The organism is Chengkuizengella sp. SCS-71B, from assembly GCF_040100845.1.
Lineage (GTDB): Bacteria > Bacillota > Bacilli > Paenibacillales > KCTC-33759 > Chengkuizengella.
Genome location: NZ_JAZHSH010000001.1, coordinates 3,550,691 through 3,569,897, shown reverse-complemented (window position 1 = coordinate 3,569,897; position 19,207 = coordinate 3,550,691). Strand labels below are relative to the sequence as shown.

The window sequence follows — 19,207 nt, the reverse complement described above, 5'->3', positions numbered from 1 at the left end:
GTTAACCTTTGAACTCATCACCTACATTATTAACTGCTGTAGATTTGATTGATGCACCATTAGTTTATAAAGGTAAGGTTCGTGAGCTTTATGATCTAGGAGAACATTATTTAATGGTAGTAACAGATCGTATATCTGCTTTTGATTATATTTTAGAACCAGGCATACCCGATAAAGGAAAAGTCTTAAATTTAGTCAGTAAGTTTTGGTTTGATCAAACAGAACATATGATACCCAATCATATGGTGCATGCTGATGTAAACTTATTAAAAAATGTGATAAAAAAACCGGAATTACTGAAAGATCGAGTGATGGTAAGCCGTAAAGCAGAACGAATCGATATTGAATGTATTGTAAGAGGATATATTACTGGCGGTGGATGGAGACAATATCTGAACAATGGTGAAATTAATGGAATTAAACTGCCTGCAGGAATGAGAAAAAATCAAAAGTTAGATGTCCCTATCTTTACACCTTCTTTAAAAAATGACGTCGGACATGATAAAGACATTCCAGTTTCAAAAATGCAAGAAGTAGTAGGAAAATCATTAACGACGGAGTTGATGGTAAAAAGTTTAGAGTTGTATCAATATGCTCATGAGTATTGTGAAAAACGTGGCATTGTATTAGCGGATTGTAAGTTTGAATTTGGTTTTGTTGATGGAGAACTTATTTTAATAGATGAAATTTTTACACCTGATTCTTCAAGATATTGGGCTGAGGAGAAATATGCCTTAGATATAGATATTGATAGCATGGATAAAGAACCTGTTCGTACATTTTTATCTCATACAACTTGGGATCAAAATAGTCAACCAGATCCGTTACCTTCAAAAGTGGTAGAAGAAACGTCTGCAAGGTATAAAGAAATTTTAAATAAATTAGATATCAATAGGTCATAGGAGGACATTGAGAGCAATGATAAAAGCAACTGTTTATGTGACGATTAAACAAAGCGTTTTGGATCCACAAGGGAATACAGTACAAGGTGCTTTACATTCAATGGGTTTTCAAGAAGTAAATGATGTACGAATCGGTAAATATATGGAGTTAACATTAGATACAACGGATAAAAACGAAGCAGAAAAAAGAGTAACAGAAATGTGTGAAAAATTGTTAGCTAACACTGTAATTGAAGATTATCGTTTTGAACTCACCCCAATTATATAGAAAATAAGGAGGCAAACATCAAATGAACTTTGCAGTTCTAGTATTTCCAGGATCCAATTGTGATATAGATTGCTATAAAGCAGTCGAGGATACGACTGGACAATCCGTAGAATATGTATGGCATACAGCAACAGATCTTTCAAAATATGATTGCATTATTTTACCTGGTGGTTTTTCATACGGAGATTATTTAAGAAGTGGTGCGATTTCAAGATTTGCTCCTGTCATGAATGAAGTGATTAAAGCAGCAGAGCAAGGTAAATTCATTATTGGCATATGCAACGGATTTCAGATTTTATTAGAATCTGGCTTGCTTCCTGGAGCGATGAGAATAAACGATACTGTAAAGTTTCGCTGCCATCACAGTGATTTGAAAGTACAAAACAATACAAATCCTTTTACACATGAATATAAGATAGGGGAAGTTATTGATATCCCGATTGCTCATATGGAAGGAAACTATTATTGTGATGAAAAGACGCTAGCTACTTTAAAAGAGAACAATCAAATTGTATTCACGTATGAAGGAGAAAACCCAAATGGTTCAGTAGAAAACATCGCTGGCATATGTAATGAAAAAGGGAATGTTCTTGGCATGATGCCTCATCCAGAGCGAGCAGTTCATGATCTTTTAGGTTCAGCAGATGGTAAAGAAATGTTCACATCAGTTTTAAGTGCATGGAGGGAAAAAAATGGCGTTGCAATCGGTTAAAGAACCAACAGCAGAACAAATTGCAGATCAGAAAATCTATCAACAGTTTGGTGTTACAGACGAAGAATTCGATAAAATATGTGGTTTTTTAGGCCGTAAACCGAACTATACAGAAATCGGTGTGTTCAGTGTGATGTGGTCAGAGCACTGTTCATATAAAACGTCCAAACCTATATTGAGAAAATTCCCAACAACAGGAGAACGTGTTTTAATGGGTCCTGGGGAAGGTGCAGGAATTGTAGACATTGGGGATAATCAAGCGGTTGTTTTCAAAATTGAAAGTCACAACCATCCATCTGCTGTTGAACCTTATCAAGGTGCTGCAACAGGAGTAGGTGGCATTATTCGTGATATTTTTTCCATGGGAGCTCGTCCAATCGCATTATTAAACTCTCTAAGATTCGGAAACTTAAATAATGATCGTGTAAAATATTTGTTTGAACACGTGGTTGAAGGCATTGCAGGATATGGAAACTGTATCGGAATTCCAACCGTAGGTGGAGAAGTCAATTTTGACGATAGTTACGAAGGAAATCCACTAGTGAATGCAATGTGTGTAGGTTTGATAGATCATGATCAAATTCAAAAAGGAGTAGCCGAAGGTGTAGGTAATCCTGTGTTTTATGTTGGACCAGCAACAGGACGTGATGGTATACATGGTGCCACATTCTCTTCTGAAGAATTAACTGAAGAAACACAGGCGAAACGTTCTGCAGTGCAAGTTGGCGATCCATTTATGGAGAAACTTGTGATGGAGGCTTGCCTTGAACTGATAGATTCAGGTATTGTACTAGGAATTCAAGATATGGGTGCAGCAGGATTAACATGTTCTAGTTCTGAAATGGCAAGTAAAGCAGGAAACGGAATGGAATTGTATTTAGATCAAGTGCCACAGCGTGAGGAAGGTATGACAGCTTATGAAATGATGTTGTCTGAATCTCAAGAACGTATGTTATTTGTTATCAAACCTGAACATGAAGAACAAGCGGTAGGAATTTTTAAACGCTGGGGATTAGATTGTCCAAAGGTCGGAAAAGTTACAAATGACGGAAGCTTGAAACTATTCCAACAAGGAAAGCTTGTTGCTGATATGCCTGTAACAGCTTTAGTTGATGAATGTCCAGTGTATAACAAACCATTAAAAGTACCTGCTTATTATGAAAGTAACCAGAAACTAGAACTTTCCTATGAGGAAGTGAAAGACTTGAATCAAGCGTTGAAGGATGTGCTTGCTTCTCCTACTGTTGCAAGTAAGGAATGGGTATACAATCAATATGATTACATGGTACGTACAAGTACAGCAGTACAGCCAGGTTCAGACGCTGCTGTAGTCACGATTCGTGGAACACGTAAAGCATTAGCGATGACTACCGATTGTAACAGCCGTTTCGTTTATCTTGATCCAGAGGTTGGTGGGAAGATTGCGACAAGTGAAGCGGCTAGAAACATTGTTTGCTCTGGTGCAGAGCCACTTGCAATCACAGATAACTTGAATTTTGGAAATCCTGATAAACCAGAAATTTTCTGGCAACTGGATCAATCAGCAGAAGGCATTGCTGAAGCGTGTAATGTTTTAAATACACCTGTTATAGGTGGAAACGTAAGTTTATATAATGAAAACAATAAAGGTGCAATCAATCCTACACCTGTTATAGGTATGGTGGGCCTTGTTCATGACGTTGATCACATTACTACACAAGCATTTAAAAATGATGGAGACATCGTTTTCTTATTAGGAGATACAAAAGACGAACTAGGTGGAAGTGAGTTTCAAACGATCATTCATGGGAAAACTGAAGGGAAACCACCTGTTATAGATTTAGTAAAAGAAAAGAATTTATTAGATACTGTACTTCAAGCCATTCAAAAAGGTTTAGTTGCTTCTGCACATGATTTATCTGAGGGTGGATTGGCTGTTGCTCTAGCAGAATCATGTATCAGTGGGGAAAAAGGAGCAGACATCAAATTTGAGTCTGATTTACGTCCGGATATTGCTTTATTCAGTGAAAGCCAGTCAAGGATTTTATTATCCGCAACTCCTGAACAAGCAGAAACTTTAGAGAAATGGCTTACAGAGCAAGCTGTATCTTATCAAAAAATAGGAAAAGTTACTAACAACTCAGGCCTTCACATCCATGTGAATGATGAGCAAGTCATCCAGTCATCAGTAGAACAACTAGAAAAGGTTTGGAAGGATGCGATTCCATGTCTTATGAAGTAAAATACCCACTTTGGACAGGCAATTATTATAATGAGGGAATGGATACTGCATTGTTTGATAAATTAAAAGAGGAGTGTGGAGTCTTTGGTGTGTTTGGACACGCTGAGGCTTCTTTCCTTTCTTATTATGGACTTCATTCTTTACAGCATAGAGGTCAAGAAAGTGCGGGGATTTGTACTTCAGATGGTACACAATTTCATTATCATCGGGGTATGGGTTTAGTAAAAGAGACTTTTGAGAATGATAAACTCCTTGATTTAGCCGGTTCCATTGGAATAGGACATGTTCGTTACTCTACTTCAGGTGAGAGTGGAATTAATAATGCTCAACCTCTTGTTTTTAAATATAAAGAAGGGGATTTAGCACTCGCAACTAATGGAAATTTAGTGAATGCACCTGAATTAAGAAAAAAATTAGAACAACAGGGTTCCATCTTTCAAACTTCAAGTGACACCGAAGTTGTAGCTCATTTAATTGCTAGATCTAAACATGAACAGCTTGAAGAGGCTGTGAAGGAAGCTTTACAACAAGTGGATGGAGCATTTGCATTTTTATTTATGACACAGCACAAATTAATTGCTGCTTTAGACCCTCATGGATTACGTCCATTTTCAATGGGGAAACTTGGTGATGCTTATTTGTTTACTTCGGAAACATGTGCATTTGATGCGGTTGGAGCGACGGCAGTTCGTGATCTGAATCCTGGAGAAATGATTATTTTAGATGAGGGTGGTTTGAGAGAAGATCGTTTTTCTGAACCTAAACAACGAGCTCTATGCTCTATGGAATATATTTATTTTGCACGACCAGACAGTGATATTGAAAATAATAATATTCATACCGTTCGTAAACAGATGGGAAGACAGTTAGCTACGGAAGCATTTACAGATGCAGATGTAGTTACAGGTGTACCTGACTCAAGTATTTCAGCCGCGATAGGTTTTGCAGAACAAACTGGAATTCCATACGAATTAGGTTTGATTAAAAATAGATATACAGGTAGGACTTTCATTCAGCCGAACCAAGAGTTGCGTGAACAAGGTGTAAAAATGAAGCTGAGTGCCGTTCGCAAAGTTGTAGAAGGGAAACGTGTCATTATGATTGATGATTCTATCGTGCGTGGAACGACAAGCAAAAGAATTGTTAATTTACTTCGAGAAGCAGGGGCGACAGAAGTACACGTAAGAATCACTTCACCTCCATTTCAGAATCCTTGTTTTTATGGGATTGATACACCAAGTAGAGAAGAACTAATTGCGTCTGCCAAATCGGTTGAAGAAATCAGACAAACGATTAATGCAGATTCACTCTACTTTTTAAGTCAAGAAGGATTAATCAAATCTGTAGGTAAAAATGTGGAAACCCATGGGATGTGTTTTGCATGTTTTGATGAGAAATATCCAACGAAAGTGCCATCTTGTTGAGATATGATGGACTACTAAAATCACACGGTTTCTTGTGGGATAGATTAGCATCATTTCAAATTCAATAGATGATTCCATCTAAAATATTGCTACGTCCTGTGATAAACGGTAAATAACTTATTTGTTCTTGAGGAGTGAGAGGAAATGTCTGATGCTTATAAACAGGCGGGTGTAGACATTAACGCCGGTAATGAAGCAGTTGAACGGATGAAAAAACACGTCAAAAATACACTTCGTCCAGAAGTATTAACGGATCTAGGTGGATTCGGAGGTTTGTTTTCATTAAATAAAGATAAATATGAGGAACCTATCCTTGTTTCTGGAACAGACGGTGTTGGTACTAAGCTGAAGCTTGCATTTGCAATGGACAAACATGACACCATTGGTATTGATGCTGTAGCAATGTGCGTAAACGATATTATCGTTCAAGGTGCAGAACCCTTGTTTTTCTTAGATTATTTAGCTTGTGATCAAGTCATTCCAGAAAAAATCGAGTCTATTGTTAAAGGCATCTCTGATGGTTGTAAGCAATCCGGCTGTGCATTAATCGGTGGGGAAACCGCGGAAATGCCAGGTATGTATGCTGAAGGAGAATATGACATTGCTGGTTTTGTTGTTGGGGTTGTAGACAAAAAGAAAATGATTGACGGTTCTTCCATTCAAGAGGGGGATGTTGTGCTTGGATTAGCATCAAGTGGGGTGCATAGCAATGGTTTTTCATTAGTTCGTAAATTGTTGCTGGAAGACGCAGGATACCAGTTGGATGATTATGTAGATGAATTGAATGCCAAGCTTGGTGAAGTCCTTTTAACACCAACTAAATTGTACGTAAAACCTGTATTGTCCATATTAGAAAAAGTTCAACTTAAAGGACTTTCACACATTACAGGCGGCGGATTTATTGAAAATATACCTCGTGTTTTACCTGAAGGTGTAAATGTAGATATTGAAGATGGTTCTTGGGAAGTGCCAGCAATATTCTCTTTATTGCAAAGTAAAGGGAACATTGGTAAAGCGGATATGTTCCGTACTTTTAATATGGGAATTGGTATGGTTATCGTCGTATCTGCTAACGATGCCGAGGAAGTAATTCACATTGCAGAGCAACAAGGTGAATCTATTTATCAAATTGGTAAAGTAACAAAAGGGAATCAAATAGTGACATTTAATGGAGATGAAATAAAATGAGTTCATTTCGTATAGCTGTATTTGCATCAGGAAGTGGCTCAAATTTTCAAGCCATTTTAGATCATGTCAATCAACAGAAGCTGGATATCCATATCGAGCTTCTTGTTTGTGACAGACCTGGGGCAAAAGTAATAGAAAGAGCTGAGAAAGCAGGAATTCCTGTATTTGTATTTCGTCCGAAAGATTACATTTCGAGAGAGATGTATGAACAAGAGATTGTAAACGAATTGCAAAAAAAACAAATCGACCTTATTGTACTTGCAGGTTATATGCGCCTAGTGACGGATACTTTGGTCAAACCTTACTATGGAAAAATGATTAACATTCATCCTTCATTACTACCTGCTTTTACAGGTTTAGATGCGATTGGGCAAGCTTATAAATATGGTGTGAAAGTAACTGGTGTCACTGTTCACTTTGTAGATAATGGTATGGATACAGGTCCGATTATTAAACAGGAGCCAGTAGATATTCATGAAAAAGATACTATAGAAGAACTAGAACAAAACATTCATAAAGTTGAACATCTAATTTATCCAGAAGTGATTGAATTAATTGCTGAAGGGAGAGTAAGGTTAGAAGGTAGGAGAGTTAGCCTTTATCCCAAAAAGTGAAAAGTAGTGAACTCGTTTAAGCTTTGCTTTAACATCGAGAAATCAGATGGAGACTCTACTCCACCTGATTTGAAGATCCCACCTATAGAGGTGGGCGTCTGTACTCAAAATATTTTGGGATCAATGATGTAATATCCGAAATACTTTTCAGGGACACCCAGAAGTAAATAAATAGGTGAAGAGAAACTAAGTGGCTTAGTCCTATTACTTTTATCGGGAGTCCATTTCTAGATTAGGATGAGCTGATACCCTTTGGATTTAAAAAATAGCGGTAATTAGCGGTCTTATTTAAGCCCAGATAAGCCATCTATAATAAATAAAGGTAAATAATGGCCTTATATCAGTGATTTACTTGGATTTTACTATAAAAATGTGAAAAACAGTGAATTTAAGACCAAAAAATACCGCTATTTTAAAAAGAGTGTTAAAAATAGCAATATAAGACCATTAAATACCTTTATTTCTATTCAATTTATCAAAATCATAATAGGTTACTGATAATTGGTTGCATGGATCGGAGAAAATCCTATTTCAAGGATTAATAAATATAATTTACAGGGAGGAACAATACGTGAGCATTAAAAGAGCGTTGATCAGTGTGTCGGACAAAACAGGAATTGTAGAATTCGCTGATCAGTTATCCAAATTAGGTGTTGAGATTATTTCTACTGGAGGCACTAAAAAACTATTAGAAGAAAAAGGTGTACCTGTTATCGGAATTTCCGAGGTGACAGGTTTTCCGGAAGTGTTAGATGGTAGAGTAAAAACACTTCACCCAGCAGTGCATAGTGGTCTATTAGCTGTGCGTGACAGTGAAAAACATCAACTACAAATGAAAGAATTAGATTTGGAATATATTGATTTAGTTGTCGTTAATTTATATCCATTCCAACAAACCATAGAGAAACCAGACGTGACTTATGAAGATGCAATTGAAAATATCGACATCGGTGGACCAACGATGTTAAGATCCGCTGCTAAAAATCATGCATTTGTTACGGTAGTTGTGGATTCCAATGATTATACTGAAGTGATTGAACAGATCAAAAGCAACGAAGATACTTCATTAGAGACTAGAAAAAAACTAGCTGCAAAAGTCTTCCGCCATACAGCAGCATACGATTCCCTTATTTCAAATTACTTATCAGAACAAATGGGTGAGGAATTCCCAGAAAGATATACTATAACCTATGAAAAGGTGCAGGATTTACGTTATGGGGAAAACCCTCATCAAAAGGCAGCATTTTATCGTAAACCTTTAGCAGATGAAGGGAATATTACTACAGCAGAGAAATTACACGGAAAAGAATTATCTTATAATAATATTAACGATGCCAATGCGGCTTTACAAATCTTAAAAGAGTTTGATGAACCTGCGGTAGTAGCTATAAAACATATGAATCCTTGTGGAGTAGGAATAGGAGAAACGATTGAAGCGGCTTATCAAAAAACGTATGATGCAGATCCTGTTTCTATTTTTGGTGGTATTGTCGCTTTTAATCGTGAGATTGGAAAAGAAATAGCAGAAAAACTTCATGAGATTTTCTTAGAAATTATTATTGCCCCTTCTTATACAGACGAAGCAATTGAAGTTTTAACAAAAAAGAAAAACATTCGTTTATTAAAACTTGGTGCAGCCCAACAACCTAACAAACAAAATCGCATTGTAACATCAGTGAACGATGGGATGTTAATTCAAGATGTTGATACGTATCAGTTAGCGGATGAAGACATTAAAGTTGTCACGGAGCGAAAACCAACTGAGGAAGAATTAAAGCAGTTATTATTTGGTTGGAAGGTTGTAAAACATGTGAAGTCCAACGCGATTATATTAGCAAATGATGATATGACAATAGGCGTAGGAGCGGGGCAAATGAACAGAGTGGGTGCTGCAAATATTGCAATTCAACAAGCAGGAGAAAAAGCAAAAGGATCTATATTAGCTTCTGATGCGTTTTTCCCTATGGGTGATACATTAGAGCTAGCTGCAAAAGCAGGAATAACTGCAGTCATTCAACCAGGTGGATCTATAAAAGATGAAGAATCTATAAAAGTTGCGAATGAACATGGAATTGCCATGGTAGTTACAGGTGTAAGACATTTTAAACATTAGTGAACTCGCTTAAGCTTTGCTTAAACATCGAGAAATAAGATGGAGACTCTGCTCCACCTGATTTGAAAATCCCACCTATAGAGGTGGGCGTCTGTACGCAAAATATTTTTGGATCATAAAGCAAACTTGTGATATTATGACTCAACTAAACAGTGAATAAATCATAAAATCTGTTTTGGTAAAAATCGCACTACTAAGTTGTATCTTATTTAAAAAGAGGGGGTAAAAAATGAAAGTTCTTGTCATAGGTAGAGGTGGAAGAGAACATACAATCATATGGGCATTAAACAAAAGTCCAAAAGTAGAGCAGATTTATTGTGCACCTGGGAATGCGGGCATTGCTGAAGTGGCTGAATGTGTGGACATCAATGAACATAACTTCGAAGAGTTAGGACAATTTGCAAAAAAGAGAAACATTGATTTCGTTGTAGTCGGACCAGAAGACCCTCTTTTCGCTGGGATAGTAGATTACTTTGAATCCATCCAAATACCTGTATTTGGTCCTAGGAAAAATGCAGCGATTATTGAAGGAAGTAAAGTATTTACGAAAGATTTGATGAAAAAATATAATATTCCAACAGCGGCATATGAATCTTTTGAATCTTATGAAAATGCACTTCAGTATTTACAAAAACAAAAGCTGCCTATTGTGATTAAAGCGGATGGATTAGCAGCAGGTAAGGGTGTTATTGTTGCACAGACAATGGAAGAAGCAGAAACGGCTTTAAAAGACATGATGTTGGACAAGGTGTTTGGTGAAGCAGGTAATCATGTAGTCATCGAAGAGTTTTTGCAAGGGCAAGAGATGTCAATATTAGCGTTTGTGGATGGTGAAGTCGTTCGTCCGATGGTTCCCTCACAAGACCATAAACCAATATTTAATGGAGATAAAGGACCGAATACAGGAGGGATGGGAACGTATTCTCCTGTGCCTCATATTCCACAAGCCGTTGTGGATGAAGCTATTGAAACCATTCTAGTACCAGCAGCTAAAGCGATGGTGAGTGAAGGAAGAACATTTAAAGGTATTTTATATGCTGGTCTGATGATTACAGAAATTGGACCAAAAACGATTGAATTCAACTGTCGTTTCGGTGATCCAGAAACACAAGTGGTACTTCCACGTTTGCAAACAGATTTATCAGATATCTTTTTAGCGGCGATAAATGGTAGATTGCAAGAAATAGAAATTAATTGGAGTGAAGAAGCTGCGGTTTGCGTTGTGTTATCTTCTGGAGGTTATCCAGGAGCTTATGAAAAAGGTATTCCTATGCATGGTTTAGATGAAGTAGAAAGTTCTGTTGTATTCCATGCAGGAACGGCTTTAAAAGATGGACAAATTGTAACGAATGGTGGTCGTTTGGTAGGTGTGACAGCCACTGGAACAAATATTGAAGAAGCGAGACAAAAAGCATATGCTGATGTTGAAAAAATTGATTATGAAGGAAAACATTATCGTACGGATATAGCAAAAAAAGCACTTGTTGCACAATAATAGAAAGATCAAATACAAATTAAAAAGGTTTACTTAGAGCTACAGAACTAACAAATACGTAAAAAATGCCGTTACTCAAATTAAGAGTAAGGGCATTTGTAATATGTATGTATACACATATTTTTAAATTGTTAACATGTTCACAACTTGTTTTCAGGTTATAGTTATTTTGTTAACAACTTATCCACAATTTTAAGAGACAATTAAAAATACATAGATGGAAAAGCAAAACATATAGATATATGGTAAAATAATATTATCTGTTTGAATTTATGATTGAAAGTGAGGAATTTAGTTCTATGGAGTATCAACAAAACCAAACGTTTGCAGGTGAGTATGAGGATACGTATAATCATTCGTTTCACAAGTTAATGAGGATGTTTACGATTTCTCTATTGATCTCATTTGTTGGAACTTTAGTAGGCACACAAGTACCAACAGCATTAATGTTTCCACTTATCATTGTACAATTAGTCATGATTGTGGCCTCTATGTTTGTTCGTCGTAGAGGAAAGCCAATTGGTTATGCATTTACGTATATCTTTTGTTTTATTAGTGGGATTACGTTGTATAGTGTCATTGCAGCTTATGCAGCAAGCGGTGGAGCATCATTAGTTACAACAGCTTTAATGTTAACTGTATTAATATTTGTTGGGTTATCTGTATATGCATATAATTCAAAAAGAGATTTTAGCTTTTTAGGCGGATTTTTGATGGTTGGATTATTTGCATTAATTGGTTTAAGTTTAATTGGATTATTTCTTCCTGGTTTACACACAGGAGCAATGGGGCTTGCAATTTCATTCGCTGGGATTTTAATCTTTTCTGGATTTATCCTGTATGATATTTCTCGTTATAAAAACGGAGTTGCAGACGAAATGATCCCACTAGCTGTGCTTAGTTTATATCTAAGTTTCATTAATTTATTTTTGTACCTGTTACAATTTTTGGGATTATCAAGAGATTAATATTTAAGAATAAAAAAAGACGCTGTCAATTTGATAGCGTCTTTTTTATAACTTAAGAATTATAAAATTTCAAATTCTAAGTTTCCACAAAAACTACCTCTAAAGAAAACTCGATGATTGGCAAGTCTAGACGAAGGCAGAATCGTTATTGCCCTTATACTATCTACATTTTAATTATTTAATTTATGATAAGTGTAAAGAAGTATTCGGCTACCTCCTCGAGAGACTCCGATAGGAGTTTTTGTTCCATTTAGATTAGCTATAACCTCTATTTGTGCAACCATACCTTCATTTTCTTTTTCACGATAGAATAACTGAAATGGAAATAGAGGAAATTTTTATCTGTAAAATTTATCTAATCTATGGTTTAATAGAAATGCCAAATCTATCAAAAAATTTATAGCAGGTGGTTAATTCGTGAGAATGAGAAGTTCAGGGTTATTTATCTTTGTTTTATGTTGTTCCATATTTTTTGTTGGGTGTGCGGAAACCCTGCCAAATGAAGCAGAAGAAGTTATAGAGTCTGTAGAAGTAGTTGAAGAAGAACCAATTGTTGAAGAATCAATTGAACCAGTTGAGGTGCCTGAAATTGACTATCCTTATGTTTTTCCGTTAACCGGAATAGGAACGGAAGAAGAAGCAGTGCAGCGTCCGGTTATGGTTATGGTGGAAAATTCACCATTGGCAAGACCTCAGAGTGGATTACATCTAGCAGATATTGTTTATGAGATTCTAGCTGAAGGTGAAATCACAAGATTTGTATCTGTTTTTCAAAGTGAATCACCAGAAATTATTGGACCTGTTCGCAGTATTAGACCTTATTTTGTTGAAATTGGTGATGGATTAGACGCATTAATTGTTCATGCTGGCTGGAGTCAGGAAGCAATGAATATGATTTCTGGGCGTGGTCTTCCTAATTTTGATGAGGTATATGGAGATGGAGCTTATTACTGGCGAAGTGATGATCGTAGACCTCCACATAATCTATACACTAATACTGAATTAATACGTAATGGTGCAGCAAATAAAGGATACCGTGAAACATGGACAGATGTAGAGTTGACATTCGCTGATGTAGAGACAATTCTCGATGGAGATCCTGCCAATCAAGTTGAAATCCCGTATCTACTTGGATATAAAGTAAACTATGAATTTAACGAAGAAGAAAATGTGTACTATCGTTATATGCAAGGGGAAGCACACAAAGATCGAGAAACAGATGAGCAATTAATAGCAAACAATATTCTTATTGCTGAAGCGAATCATTATGTTTTAGACAATGTTGGGCGAAGAGATGTAGATGTTCACGGTCCAGGTACAGGGTACATTCTTCAAGCAGGAAAAGTAAAATCAATTACATGGGAATATGTTCATGGGATCATTCGTGCTTTTGATGAAAACCAACAAGAGATTCCATTATTATCAGGTAAAACATGGATACATATAGTGCCTGTGGGCTCTGAGATTAAAATACAATAGACATAGGATCATATTAACAGAAGAGGACCAAATCTGGTCTTAAGCCTGTCAAGTAGACAGTTTTAAAAAAGACTATGAAGCCAATGTAACTCGGTATTCTATCGGGACACATTGGTTTAGTCGTTTTTAAAACCTTTTATAATTAATAGTTATACATATAATTTTTCTTCTGTCTACCTAAAAAAGTTGATTATCCAATTATTTTTTTTCAGTACCTTGCAATGTTCACTAGTGTGTAGTATTATATACATTATAAATTACAGGAAATTTTTCTAAACAACTACTAAACATTAATCAATAGTGAATATAGATGAAGGAGATGGGATGATGAACGTTCAATTTAAAAAAGGAGTGCTCGAATTATGCGTGTTGGTTCTGATTTCTAAAAAAGATCAATACGGTTATGAGTTAGCTCAAAATATCTCACGAAATATTGAAGTTGCCGATGGAACGTTATACCCACTTTTAAGAAGACTAACCAAAGAACAATATTTGTCTACTTATTTGGCAGAATCATCAGAAGGGCCTGCGAGGAAATATTACGCATTAACTGAACATGGTAAAGCATACATGAATTTGTTAGTTGAGGAGTGGAATCAATTTTCAAATGCAGTTAATGATTTTATAGAGGAGGTATTAAATTGAGTAAAAATGATTTTTTGAATCAATTGGAATTTTTATTAAAAGATGTACATGAATCAGATAAAAATGAAATTTTATATGATTTTTTGGAACATTTTGATATCGGATTAGCCAATGGTAAATCTGAAGAAGAGCTTGTTCGAGAATTAGGAGATCCAAAAGTCATTGCAAAGGATTTATTGGCTGATTATAGAGTGACTAAGGCTGAAAAAGATAAATCAATCGGGAATATGTATAAAGCAGTCTTAGCGACCTTAAGTTTAAGTTTTTTCAATATCGTATTTATCGTAGGGCCTGTCATCGGAATATTTGGAGTGTATTTAGCATTATGCATGACTTCAGTTGTTCTCACGATTTCTCCTTTGTTATTAATTCCAAGTATTATGTTTAACGGTTTTGCAAATATTGAATTGAACTTTTTTGCATCGATTATGTTATGTGGCTTAGGGATTTTAATGAGTATTGGTATGATTTATATTGGTAAATTTTTGTATAATGTAATACTTCGTTATATTAAATTTAACATTAGAACAATTAAGGGAGGAAAATAAAATGAAAAAATTTGCTTTCCTAGGCATCATATTAATTATAGTAGGAGCTGCAGGGGCATTCGTTTTTATAGACGACGCATTTGAGACGGTTGATATATTTGAAGAAAAAATAGCATCTGGTAATCAATATAATAATATTGAAATTGATACAAGTTCAGTAGATGTGAATGTTATCCCTACAGAAAAGGGGGAGTTAATAGTCACGTTAAGTGGTGAAGTAAGCAAACGGTATGAAGAGGTATATGACTTGATTTTGGAAGAAAGGGGAGATATGTTACAAATCGAGTTAAAAGAAAAGAATATTTTTTTTAATGTAGGGTTTGTCATTAATAAAGTAGACCTACAAGTAGAAATTCCTCAAAAACTGTATGACTCAGTTAAAGTAGATGTAACATCTGGAGATATTGAAGTTGCACAATTACAAGCAAATGACCTTACATTAACTACAAGCTCAGGAAACGTTACTATTGAAGAGTTAAATGCAAATGATGTTGAATTAGCTGCTACTTCTGGGAATATCTCAGCAAAAAATGGAGTCATTTCTTCAGATATTTTAATGGAAACTTCAAGTGGCAACATTGACGCAGAAAATATAATCAGCAATACATTAACTATGGAAGTAGCTAGCGGTAATATAGAATATACAAATAATGAAGTAAAAACATCAAACTTACAAACATCAAGTGGTAACATAACCATTTATAATGATGAGCTTAAAGGAGATATAAATGCTAAAACAACGAGTGGTGATATTACAATTGACTTTGAGCAAGAAAATGAATCTTTAGTATTTGATTTTAAAACCTCATCAGGAGATGTGGATATCAGAGGAGAAGGTTATTTATTTGAGGAGAAATCTGATACAAGAGCAATTGGGAAAGTTGGCTCTGGTGAATATAGCATAAAAGCTAGAGCTTCATCTGGAGATATTACTTTAAAATAATAGTTACGCTATAACTGAACGTGGTACAATTCCACAAAAACTATATGATTCAGAAAATATAAACAGCGATTCACTAACTATGGAAGTAACTAGTGGTGATATTGAATCTACAAATAATGTGGTTAATAGAAGAGATGGGTATTTATATGAAAAGAAATCTGATTTACGAGCAATTGGAAAAATTGGTACTGGAGAATATAATATAGAGAAGAGCTTTATCAGGAAATATTACTTTAAAATAATATGAGGTAAAATGAATGATATATATCTAAGTAGGAGGGCATTTCATGGAGCTGCATATCAAAGAGCCAAAACAAATCTTAACAAAAGCTTCAGGTTACTTAAAAGGATATACACATACTTTAAATCCTTATGCAGGATGCTCCTTCTCTTGTAAATTCTGTTATGTTCGAGAAATGCCAATTGCAAAATTTAAAGGGTTAGAATGGGGAACTTGGGTGGATGTGAAACTAGGAGCTTCTGATTTACTAAAAAAAGAATTAACAAAAGCTAAAAATAAAGGACCTGTTCATATTTTCATGTCGTCAAGTACAGATCCGTACCAACCAGCAGAAGCAAATCATTTCATTACTCGTTCCCTTTTAGAAGTTATGGTTGAGATTCAACCTGATTTTTTGTTTGTGCAAACTAGAAGCCCTTTAGTGACGAGGGATATACAATATTTTAAACAATTAAAAGATAGAGTCCTCATTAGTATGACGATAGAAACAGACTTGGGTGAAATGCGTAAAATCTTTACTCCAAGTGCACCTCCAATTGCAGCAAGATTTAAAGCTTTGCAAGATTTAAAAGAAGCGGGCCTGCCAATACAAGCTGCAATATCACCAGTACTGCCCAGTTCAGAATCATTTGCAAAAAAATTATTCTCAGTTGTATCTCGTGTCTGTGTCGATGATTATTTTATGGGAGATGGAATGCAGGGGAAGAGGACGCAAAGGTTAGGAATTCAACAAATTTATGAAAAGGAAAAATTAGAAGAATGGTATGATCCTTCTGCATATTTAAGAGTGAAAAAACAATTAGAGAACTATTTTTCAGACGATCAAATTTTTGTGAGTCAGGAAGGTTTCCTTCCGTTAAACAAACTACAAAAATGAAGAGCTTAGTGACTCCACCTGATTTGAAGATACCACCTATAGAGGTGAGCGCATCTGTAAGTAAATATTTTTGGATCAAATATATTATGATGTACCTTTTTAATGTGGATAAAGAAAAGAACGTATAGAATGTTTTTTATCCATACGTTCTCAGTCGAAATTCATTATCTTATTGCTCTTCTTTTTCTTTTTGTAGATTTTTTTGATCTTGAACGTTTACTGTTAGAAGAACTTCTTTTTGAAGACCCTGACTTTCTCCTTTTTCTTCTCCTTCTTCTCTTCCTTCTATCTTCTAAAAGCGCAGCATCAGCTGCAGTAGCAGCAGCAGCTCCTTTACCAAAAGAACCTAGTAGTAACTTTAACATAGGAGAAAACTCTTGAATTTGTTTCATAAATCCATTCATTTTATTAATTGTATTAAAGATTCCTTCAACTCCACCTAACTTTTCAACCATGGCTTTAATATCACCAATAGGTAAATTAGATAATGGGTTACTGCTTCTGTCTGTAGTTGTTGACGGAACAGGTAGGTTTAAATCTCTTGTCTCATTGTACGGAACTTGTGCTCCGTTGTTATATGGGATTTGTGCATCATTGAATGGGGTTTGTGCTCCATTGTATGGGACAGCGGGAGGATAATTTGTATTCGCTGGGACTTGACCTGCATTTGTTTCATTTCTAATACCCGCTCTATAATAGCCGCTATTTGGTGGAGTTGCATTTGTCGCTCTATGATATTGTTGATTATGTCTTCTCAATTTGCCCACAATCCTTTTTTATAGGTACCTTAAAAAGAGAATGGCAAAGTTTTATTAAGGTTACCTACTTATGGTTTTGTTATACAATATGTAGTAGGCATTCGTGATGTATGGACGATTGTCACGGTTTACAAAAAAAATTTATAAGGTAATTTAAAAAGTACCCTTTAGATCACGAAGTTGATACCTAGATGTAATTCCCACATCGAATTTTGCCCTCACATTTGAAGTCCGGTGCTCATGTAACAATCTACACTCCGCTCCGGCTTCTTCATGTTCAAACAAACTTCTTGGTGCTGAAAAGGGAACTTTTTAAATATTTATTTGAAGTAGAAATTTAAAAAGCACCCTTATGCTAGTCAAAGATGAATTAGTGTCAGAATTCTCAGGATGCGACTGAAGTTAAGAAGGATCACGAGTGATCTCCAAAGGTAGATCGGCCAGTCCATGAATGAACTGGAGCCTATGTTATGCTTTTACCTAACCTTTTGATATACTATTCCATTCTATTCTGTAAAGTTTATGTAATTGAACGTTTGAATGCATTAGTCACTTAAAGTATGATATGATAAAATAGAAGAAAAAGATGTACATAGGGGATGAATTAAATATGCAATTGAAGAAATTTAATGATAAATCAATAGAACAACTATTTGAAGCAATTCTGTCTTTAGAAGATATTGAAGAGTGTTATGTGTTTTTTGATGATTTATGTACCGTCAATGAAATCCAATCGCTATCACAACGACTAGAAGTGGCGCGTATGTTGAGAAAAGGAAGTACTTACAATCAGATCGAAGCGGAGACAGGCGCTAGTACAGCTACGATTTCCAGAGTGAAAAGATGTTTGAACTATGGAAATGATGGTTACAGAATGGCTTTGGAACGTATCAAAAAGTAAATAGAGATTGTCCATCAGGAGGAGACATATGATGTATGGATTACTAGTTATTAGCCATGGCTCTAGAAATGAAAAATGGGTCCATTTAGTTGACCAGGCTGTAGATGAGGTTCAATTACCAAATTCTATTCCAAAGGAATCTTCTTTTTTAGAACTAGTAGAAAATCGACTCATTCAAGATGGAATATACCGATTAGAGGCTAAAGGGGTAACGGATATCATTGTTATCCCTTTATTTGTTTCATCAGGAAGTACGCATTTGGATGAAATCAGTTATGCTTTGAAAGTGACTTCAAAGCCAGCTCTAGAAACTGACATGGAACCATTGAATATCAAAGCAAATATTCATTTAGGTGTACCTGTAGATGACGATCCTATTATTGCTAATATTTTGTATGAAAGAATAAGTGATTTATCGGATAATTCACAGCAGGAAGTGATTTGTCTAGTTGGACATGGATCAAATGAAAAAGGATTTCATGACAAATGGAGAAATGGATTAAATTCATTAGCTAAACGGATACAACAGATAGGGAATTTTGCTGGATCAGAATCAGCAATGTTATTGCCGAATCAAGTGGCAAGTAAAATGAAGATATTGAATAATAAATATCCTGAGCATAAGGTCATTATTGTGCCTCTTTTTTTAAGTGAAGGCTATTTTACAAATGAAGTGATTCCCAGTCGTTTAAAAGACTTTACATACTTGTACAATGGTAAACCGATCTTACCTGACAAAAAAATTTCCCAATGGATTGAACAACAAGTATCTTTAATGTCTAATCAATAAAGAACTCTATTATAGAAGGAAATGCGAGTAATAAACTTAAGATGGTTATTTTGACATACCTGTTGAGTGTTATGCTTTTTCATATAATTAAGTTATAATTAGAAAAAATAATGAATAAAC

19 protein-coding genes are annotated in these 19,207 nt (G+C 35.4%); 18 read left to right on the top strand and 1 reads right to left on the bottom strand.

Annotated features, from left to right (window positions below; genetic code table 11):
- Positions 1-8 precede the first annotated feature (8 nt).
- From VQL36_RS17515 to VQL36_RS17440, 16 genes are all read left to right on the top strand, one after another.
- Positions 9-902, top strand: coding sequence for a phosphoribosylaminoimidazolesuccinocarboxamide synthase (locus VQL36_RS17515; protein WP_349250540.1), 894 nt, complete (start codon positions 9-11; stop codon positions 900-902).
- A 16-nt stretch (positions 903-918) separates the two neighbouring features.
- Positions 919-1,170: a phosphoribosylformylglycinamidine synthase subunit PurS gene (gene purS, locus VQL36_RS17510; RefSeq protein WP_349250539.1), complete on the top strand. Its 252-nt coding sequence runs from the start codon at positions 919-921 to the stop codon at positions 1,168-1,170.
- A gap of 22 nt (positions 1,171-1,192) precedes the next feature.
- Positions 1,193-1,882, top strand: a complete 690-nt coding sequence (gene purQ / locus VQL36_RS17505) for a phosphoribosylformylglycinamidine synthase subunit PurQ (protein ID WP_349250538.1) — start codon at positions 1,193-1,195, stop codon at positions 1,880-1,882.
- Positions 1,863-4,103 carry a phosphoribosylformylglycinamidine synthase subunit PurL gene (gene purL, locus VQL36_RS17500; RefSeq protein WP_349250537.1) on the top strand — a complete coding sequence of 747 codons (2,241 nt, stop codon included), beginning with the start codon at positions 1,863-1,865 and terminating at the stop codon, positions 4,101-4,103. Before purQ ends, purL begins: the two co-directional genes overlap by 20 nt.
- Entirely contained in the window at positions 4,088-5,527 is a 1,440-nt protein-coding gene (purF, locus tag VQL36_RS17495; RefSeq protein ID WP_349250536.1) for an amidophosphoribosyltransferase, read from the top strand. The genes purL and purF overlap by 16 nt, the downstream gene beginning before the upstream one ends.
- A 144-nt stretch (positions 5,528-5,671) precedes the next feature.
- A complete protein-coding gene (gene purM / locus VQL36_RS17490) occupies positions 5,672-6,715 on the top strand; it encodes a phosphoribosylformylglycinamidine cyclo-ligase (RefSeq protein WP_349250535.1) in 1,044 nt (347 codons plus the stop codon).
- Positions 6,712-7,329, top strand: a complete 618-nt coding sequence (purN, locus tag VQL36_RS17485; protein ID WP_349250534.1) for a phosphoribosylglycinamide formyltransferase — start codon at positions 6,712-6,714, stop codon at positions 7,327-7,329. Before purM ends, purN begins: the two co-directional genes overlap by 4 nt.
- 571 nt (positions 7,330-7,900) lie before the next feature.
- Positions 7,901-9,442 carry a bifunctional phosphoribosylaminoimidazolecarboxamide formyltransferase/IMP cyclohydrolase gene (purH, locus tag VQL36_RS17480; protein WP_349250533.1) on the top strand — a complete coding sequence of 514 codons (1,542 nt, stop codon included), beginning with the start codon at positions 7,901-7,903 and terminating at the stop codon, positions 9,440-9,442.
- 229 nt (positions 9,443-9,671) lie between these two features.
- A complete protein-coding gene (gene purD, locus VQL36_RS17475; RefSeq protein ID WP_349250532.1) occupies positions 9,672-10,937 on the top strand; it encodes a phosphoribosylamine--glycine ligase in 1,266 nt (421 codons plus the stop codon).
- 299 nt (positions 10,938-11,236) lie between these two features.
- A complete protein-coding gene (locus VQL36_RS17470; RefSeq protein WP_349250531.1) occupies positions 11,237-11,905 on the top strand; it encodes a Bax inhibitor-1/YccA family protein in 669 nt (222 codons plus the stop codon).
- Between the two features lie 423 nt (positions 11,906-12,328).
- A complete protein-coding gene (locus VQL36_RS17465) occupies positions 12,329-13,384 on the top strand; it encodes a DUF3048 domain-containing protein (RefSeq protein WP_349251209.1) in 1,056 nt (351 codons plus the stop codon).
- A 327-nt stretch (positions 13,385-13,711) separates the two neighbouring features.
- Complete coding sequence (locus tag VQL36_RS17460; protein WP_349251208.1) at positions 13,712-14,029, top strand: PadR family transcriptional regulator; 318 nt, start codon at positions 13,712-13,714, stop codon at positions 14,027-14,029.
- The gene (locus VQL36_RS17455) at positions 14,026-14,577 is read left to right on the top strand and encodes a DUF1700 domain-containing protein (protein WP_349250530.1); all 552 of its coding nucleotides are present in this window, start codon (positions 14,026-14,028) and stop codon (positions 14,575-14,577) included. Before VQL36_RS17460 ends, VQL36_RS17455 begins: the two co-directional genes overlap by 4 nt.
- Position 14,578: 1 nt before the next feature.
- Positions 14,579-15,520: a DUF4097 family beta strand repeat-containing protein gene (locus VQL36_RS17450; RefSeq protein WP_349250529.1), complete on the top strand. Its 942-nt coding sequence runs from the start codon at positions 14,579-14,581 to the stop codon at positions 15,518-15,520.
- Positions 15,521-15,599: 79 nt separating this feature from the next.
- Entirely contained in the window at positions 15,600-15,767 is a 168-nt protein-coding gene (locus VQL36_RS17445) for a hypothetical protein (RefSeq protein WP_349250528.1), read from the top strand.
- 40 nt (positions 15,768-15,807) lie between these two features.
- On the top strand, positions 15,808-16,638 hold the full coding sequence (locus VQL36_RS17440; RefSeq protein ID WP_349250527.1) for a radical SAM protein: 831 nt from the start codon (positions 15,808-15,810) through the stop codon (positions 16,636-16,638).
- 164 nt (positions 16,639-16,802) lie between these two features.
- Here VQL36_RS17440 and VQL36_RS17435 read toward each other — a convergent pair whose 3' ends face one another.
- Positions 16,803-17,396, bottom strand: coding sequence for a hypothetical protein (locus tag VQL36_RS17435; RefSeq protein WP_349250526.1), 594 nt, complete (start codon positions 17,394-17,396; stop codon positions 16,803-16,805).
- 610 nt (positions 17,397-18,006) lie between these two features.
- Between VQL36_RS17435 and VQL36_RS17430 the strand changes: the two genes are divergently transcribed.
- Positions 18,007-18,297, top strand: a complete 291-nt coding sequence (locus VQL36_RS17430) for a YerC/YecD family TrpR-related protein (RefSeq protein ID WP_160646673.1) — start codon at positions 18,007-18,009, stop codon at positions 18,295-18,297.
- A 28-nt stretch (positions 18,298-18,325) separates the two neighbouring features.
- Complete coding sequence (locus tag VQL36_RS17425) at positions 18,326-19,087, top strand: sirohydrochlorin chelatase (protein ID WP_349250525.1); 762 nt, start codon at positions 18,326-18,328, stop codon at positions 19,085-19,087.
- The last annotated feature ends 120 nt before the right edge of the window (positions 19,088-19,207 follow it).